The following is a 5,510-nucleotide window of genomic DNA, read 5'->3' as shown; positions in this document are numbered from 1 at the left end:
AACCTTTAGAGAAATCCCGCATAGAGGGGCTACACGAAAAACCGCTTAAGTCCGTGCCATTCGAGACAGGTAATAGTTTTCTATGGCTCGGCGCATTCGTCCGGCTTGGATGCGGACGATGGGATCGGACTGTGGGTCAAAGTTACTGGGGCGGTTGAAGGCATTGACGGCGATATTGTATGCCGAGATATTGTGCCGAGATATTGTGTTGTCTGCCTTCGAGGGTTTCGACGGTAACGTAACGCAGGAAGTTACTTAATTTTGGTGAGGAGGCAAATCTGTGAGTTGCTAGGATTTTATCGAGTTCAGCGAGGATGGATTGATCATGCTCGGAGCTAACAACGGTAAGCGATAGATTAGATTTGTCAGGGGATGGTTGAGGTTTTGGGTGGGGCATAATGGAGGTCGGGGAGAAGTAAAAAAATCGGTTACCTTAGAGTTACGGTAACTTACTTACGAAGTACAGCACTTTGAGCCACTATCATGAGAGATCAGTCGACGTAGGTGTCGGCAATCGGTGTAACTTCGTACCTGATAGGTTTTAGCAGGGAGGGGGTCACTGGAGATAAAATCTATAACAAACTTAAACAAATGAGTCATTTTTTCTCACTTGACGGGGCTGTAGCGGTCATCACAGGCGGAACATCAGGGATAGGGTTAGAGGCTGCGAAGCGGTTCATTGAGGCAGGAGCTAAGGTTGTCATATCAGGTCGAAAGGATGGCACGCAGATCGCGGATGAAATTGGTGCGACATTTGTGCAATGTGATGTGTCTAACGAGGAATCTGTAGCACACTTGATGAAGGAGACGCAGGCTACTTACGGTAACATTGATGTCATAGTAAACAATGCGGGAGCGAATTTCGGGTATGACGTCTTGATGGAGACTGAGACCGACAACTTTGATAAGAACTTCAATATTAACACGAAAGGTGTGGTGTATGGCATCAAGTACGGTGTGCCATTGATGAATGATGGTGGTCGTATCGTGAATGTCTCATCGATGGCTGGATTACAGGGTGCGGCCTATCTTTCACCCTATGTGGCGTCAAAGTGGGCGGTGATAGGTGTGACGCGCACTGCTGCGATGGAGTTAGGATCGCGCGGGATTCGTGTGAATGCGATTTGTCCCACCTCGGTGAACACACCGATGGCGAATACGGAGGACGGTCAGCCACAGCTACGGATGGAGCGCAAGGCAGTGCCACTAGGTCGTATTGCCGAACCTGAGGAGGTGGCGGCGATGATTCATTTTCTCGCGGCGACGGATTGTAATTTTGTGAGTGGTCAGGCGATCGCAGTCGATGGCGGGTTCAGTGCCGGCATGAGCATTGAGGCGTACAACACCCTCGCAGCAGAGTAAGAGATTTAACCCAAATAAATTAAACCAATAGAAACCGAATATAATGGGAGCAGACGGAGAAACTAAGACAACAAATGCGGATTTCATGCATTATGCATTGAAGCGCTGTTGGGCCGCTGAAGGTGCGAGTGAAGAACACGCAACCGCAGTGGCTGATGCATTGATGATAGGCATTCGCCAAGGCAAGCTAAATCAAGGACTAGGAGTATATGAAGCGATCGATTTGACGAATCAGATGGGTTTGTTAGATATCAAGGCTGTTCCAGAAATCGTAAATGAAGGATCTAGCTTTGCTGTGTATGATGGCAAACGCTCTACTGGATATTATACAATGACTTTGATGGCTCGCACGGCTATCAAGAAGGCTAAGGAACATGGTATTGCAGTTGTGTTTGGTTCTAACCACCATGATGCAGGAAGTTTCGGTGCGTACACTTGGATGGCACACGAGGCTGACTGTGTAGCTCAAACATCTAACAACTCTGTGCCAATGTGTTCGCCGCTAGGTGGTATGGGCAATACCATCGCGGTACCGCCACTCGATGCTATTGGGCCATCGGGTGAGAAGCCTCCAGTATGGATGAGTACTAAGCTTTGCGAATGGTACGATGCCGATACGGCGCAGGCTGTTCTTCAGGGGACTAAGTTGAAGGGAGATTATGTCATCGATCCAGACACAGGCGCTTTGAGCAATGACCTCGCACCTTATGCGAAGCCAGTCGAGGGTTATGGTCGTGTGTATGACCAGACCTGCTTCCAAAACTTAGGGAGCCCACGTGTTTACATGCTGAACCTTTGGAATGAATTGCTCACAGCCATTATTAACCCGCTGGGCATCATCACTCCTGAAGTCCCAAGTCTCACGGATATTGTAGAAGGTAAGGCTAATGGCACGTCAGTAGGTGGTAGTTACTACATTTGTATCGACCCGTCTAAGTTTGGAGCCATTGGAGATGTGGAGGCAAAGTCTGACCGCTTCGCTGAGGCGATTGAAGGAACCAAGTCACTTCCAGGAGGACGTGGATGTCGTATGCCAGGTTCTTCAGGTTGGAAGAGTCTCAACTCAGGAGCTGCGGAAGTGAAGGTTTTGGCATCTCATTGGGAGCCATTCTTCACGACTCAAGCTGGTCGTCATGGTTGGACTGAGGAAAGCCTCCGCGCCGATTGGGAAGCTCAGAAGTAATGGTCTATGCGCCTCGCGTTGTGGCGGGGCGCTCTATGTTAACTCAGAGAATATACAAATAATGAAACCGTTAGATGGTAAAGTGGCGATTGTGACTGGTGCGACGAAGTCGAAAGGCTTGGGCAAGGCGATCGCAGTAAAGTTATCCGAAGAGGGAGCCAAAGTGGCTCTGACTGGACGTGCGAGCTCCAAGGATGGAGTGGAAGCGAATGTGGCAGAGATTGAAGCTGCTGGTGGCACTGCGATGTCTGTCTTGGTCGATGTGTCTAACCAGAGCGAAGTCGATGCCGCAGTGAAGGCTGTGGCTGATAATTTTGGTTCTGTCGACATTTTGGTGAACAACGCAGGTGTTGGCTTCGGCTCGGCGATCCTCGATGAGAATGATGACAAGGCGTGGGACGCGAACTACGGCGTGAACGTGAAGGGAACGATGGCCCTGTGTGAGGGCGTGGTGCCATTCATGGAAAAAGCAGGAGGTGGTTCTATTGTGAATGTGGCTTCGACTGCTGGTATCGCAGCGAGTGTTGGGATGCCCTATCCCTATGTAGCAACCAAGCATGGTCTGGTAGGTGCAACGAAGGTGATGGCTCTCGAATTCGCCTCCAAAGGCATTCGCGCGAATGTGGTAGCACCTGGTGCGATCAATACGGATATGTTGCAGACTGCGTATGCAGCGATTGCTGAAGCTGAAGGCATTTCTGTAGAAGAAGCTGCCGCGAATGAAAACTCTAGCATCCCACTTGGACGCCCTGCGGAACCAAGCGAGATCGCAGCTGCTATTTCCTTCCTAGCGGGACCCGACTCATCTTACGTGACTGGCATCGTATTGCCAGTGGCTGGTGGCATGGCTCCTGGAATTTAACCCATAATCTTCATAGCCGAGTGGGCTGTATTCGCAGCGCAGCCCATTCGCATGAAATGCAATCAACCATCTTTATGTCAGGCGAAAAACCTAGCTTAAACTTCGAGACGCCGAAATTTAGCTACGATGAATTGGCGCAGCAATTAGTAGATTATACTCCCGATACTGAGAGGTACCCGCACGATGAGGCTTCGGTGGTGAGTGTGGTTGAGGGTATTCGTGCAGGGCGTATTGGAAATGTGGCAGTGGGTGGGTGTCTGATGAAGGACGGTGAGATTATCAGCCGAGAGATTTCGAAGGCTGTGGCTCCTTTCCATCGCACGGATTTGCATGTTGAGATGGTCTTACTCAATGAGCTTGAGGAAAAGCTATGCGATAATAAGAAGCCACGGATGCGGGACTACACGCTGTTCACGAGCCAAGAGCCGTGTCCGATGTGTTTGGCTCGCATTTGTTTCAATCAGGTGGGGAAGACGTATTACGTGTATCGTGATGGGAACAGCCCGGAAGCGGGAGCTCAGACGAATTGGGATAGGTTGCCCCCTGGGTTCAAGGGCTTGGGCAGTAGATTGGTGATAGAGGAAGCTCAGTGTTCGCCGGAGCTGAAGGAGATTTCGAGGCAGGTTTGGCTGAATTCGATCGGGCCAGCAGTGAATGAATTTTTAGATCGATACTAGGAGGATGGCACAAGCAGTAGCATTGGTGACGGGAGCCAACCGAGGCATTGGCAGTGAGACAGCAAAGCAGCTGGCTGCGAAAGGTCATAAAGTGCTTCTCGGTGTTCGCTCTGAAGGGTCGGCTCGTGAAGTAGCTGATGTGATCGTTGAGAATGGAGGAGTAGCAGAAGAGCTTCTGATAGATGTTTCTGATAGAGGATCAATTGAAAAGGCTGTGGGTGAGGTTCGAGTTGGAGGTAGACTTGATGTGCTCGTCAACAATGCGGCGCTGTTGTTGGACATCGGCAAGCAACCAACTGAAGTGGGAGACGCTGAGATGCGTCAGACATTTGAGGTGAACTTTTTTGGACCTTTTTACCTGACTCAGTTGTTGGCTCCGATGCTCATGGCGAGCCCAGCGGGGCGTTTGGTGAATATGTCGACGACAGTGGCTTCTTTGAATCAACTCGCTGATCCTGATTCGCCAGCGCGCGATGATATTTGTCCTGCGTACCAGGCATCGAAGGCTGCTCTGAATGTTCTGACACTGACCTTTGCGAAACAATTTACTGACTCTGGGTCGGCAGCAAAATCGAACTCTTGTTGTCCGGGCTGGGTGATGACTGACATGGGGGAAGAGGATCTCCCTGATTATGGAGAAGGGGTGAAGCCGAAGACACCTGCTGAGGGAGCTGATACGGCAGTGTGGTTGGCGACACTACCTGCTGACGGTCCGACTGGCGGCTTCTTCTCTGGCAGAAAGCCACGCGCGTGGTGAGGAAACTAACATTCTAACAATAAAACTAAGATTATGGCAGACAAACCAATGAACTACCCTCCTATGTCGGAGGAAAAGCTGAAGAAGCTTCAGGATTACTATGAGAACGGCACAAGTTTCGACGGTGTTCCGAAGAAGGTGCAGGATCACTTACTGCGAGTGAAGCAGATGGGTGGGGGCAGGAACGTAGTCGATTTTGCATATTTTGATTCTTACTGGTTATGTCGTGTATGGCGCTGATCCGGGCCAGGAAATATGGGGGATGAATTTTGAGACACAAGCGGCAGTGTATGCTGCGACGATCGCTTTGGGGACGATATGCACAGTGGTGGGAATCTACATGTTAGGTGCGCCATTTGTGAATAAATTGAAGTCAGTATTTAACTATTCAGAATATTAGAGATATGAAATTAGCATGTGTTCATTCATCGGCACCGAATGCGGTTGAGGCGTTTGGTTTATTGAGCGAGAGGTATACATTTGTTGCGCCTGAGGAGGCTGATGCGATTGTGGTACTTGGTGGAGACGGGATGTTGTTGCATTCGATTCATGCTCACCGTCATTTAGGGCTACCATTTTTTGGTATGAATAGGGGGACAGTGGGGAATGGCACGGACTTAAGCGGTTTTTCGTGTAGCCCCTCTATGCGGGATTTCTCTAAAGGTTTTA

Annotated in this window: 7 protein-coding genes and 1 pseudogene; all 8 read left to right on the top strand. The window is 49.9% G+C overall.

The window, feature by feature from the left end; all coding sequences use genetic code 11:
* Positions 1–82 precede the first annotated feature (82 nt).
* Positions 83–259 carry a hypothetical protein gene (locus ACFSW8_RS15775; protein ID WP_377178736.1) on the top strand — a complete coding sequence of 59 codons (177 nt, stop codon included), beginning with the start codon at positions 83–85 and terminating at the stop codon, positions 257–259.
* Between the two features lie 332 nt (positions 260–591).
* Complete coding sequence (locus tag ACFSW8_RS15770; RefSeq protein WP_377178734.1) at positions 592–1,362, top strand: SDR family NAD(P)-dependent oxidoreductase; 771 nt, start codon at positions 592–594, stop codon at positions 1,360–1,362.
* A 43-nt stretch (positions 1,363–1,405) separates the two neighbouring features.
* Positions 1,406–2,545, top strand: coding sequence for an Ldh family oxidoreductase (locus ACFSW8_RS15765; protein WP_377086798.1), 1,140 nt, complete (start codon positions 1,406–1,408; stop codon positions 2,543–2,545).
* A 61-nt stretch (positions 2,546–2,606) separates the two neighbouring features.
* Positions 2,607–3,407 carry an SDR family NAD(P)-dependent oxidoreductase gene (locus tag ACFSW8_RS15760; RefSeq protein ID WP_377178732.1) on the top strand — a complete coding sequence of 267 codons (801 nt, stop codon included), beginning with the start codon at positions 2,607–2,609 and terminating at the stop codon, positions 3,405–3,407.
* 56 nt (positions 3,408–3,463) lie between these two features.
* Entirely contained in the window at positions 3,464–4,084 is a 621-nt protein-coding gene (locus tag ACFSW8_RS15755; RefSeq protein WP_377178730.1) for a cytidine/deoxycytidylate deaminase family protein, read from the top strand.
* A gap of 4 nt (positions 4,085–4,088) precedes the next feature.
* Entirely contained in the window at positions 4,089–4,841 is a 753-nt protein-coding gene (locus ACFSW8_RS15750) for an SDR family NAD(P)-dependent oxidoreductase (protein WP_377086793.1), read from the top strand.
* Between the two features lie 33 nt (positions 4,842–4,874).
* On the top strand, positions 4,875–5,081 hold the full coding sequence (locus tag ACFSW8_RS15745) for a hypothetical protein (RefSeq protein ID WP_377086791.1): 207 nt from the start codon (positions 4,875–4,877) through the stop codon (positions 5,079–5,081).
* A gap of 164 nt (positions 5,082–5,245) precedes the next feature.
* Positions 5,246–5,510 (top strand): annotated as a pseudogene (locus tag ACFSW8_RS15740) (hypothetical protein); the annotation flags it as partial.

Source organism: Rubritalea tangerina, from assembly GCF_042683245.1.
In the GTDB taxonomy this organism is placed as follows: Bacteria; Verrucomicrobiota; Verrucomicrobiia; order Verrucomicrobiales; family Akkermansiaceae; genus Rubritalea; species Rubritalea tangerina.
Note: the sequence above shows the minus strand (reverse complement) of the source record. Positions and strands in the feature narration are given on the sequence as shown.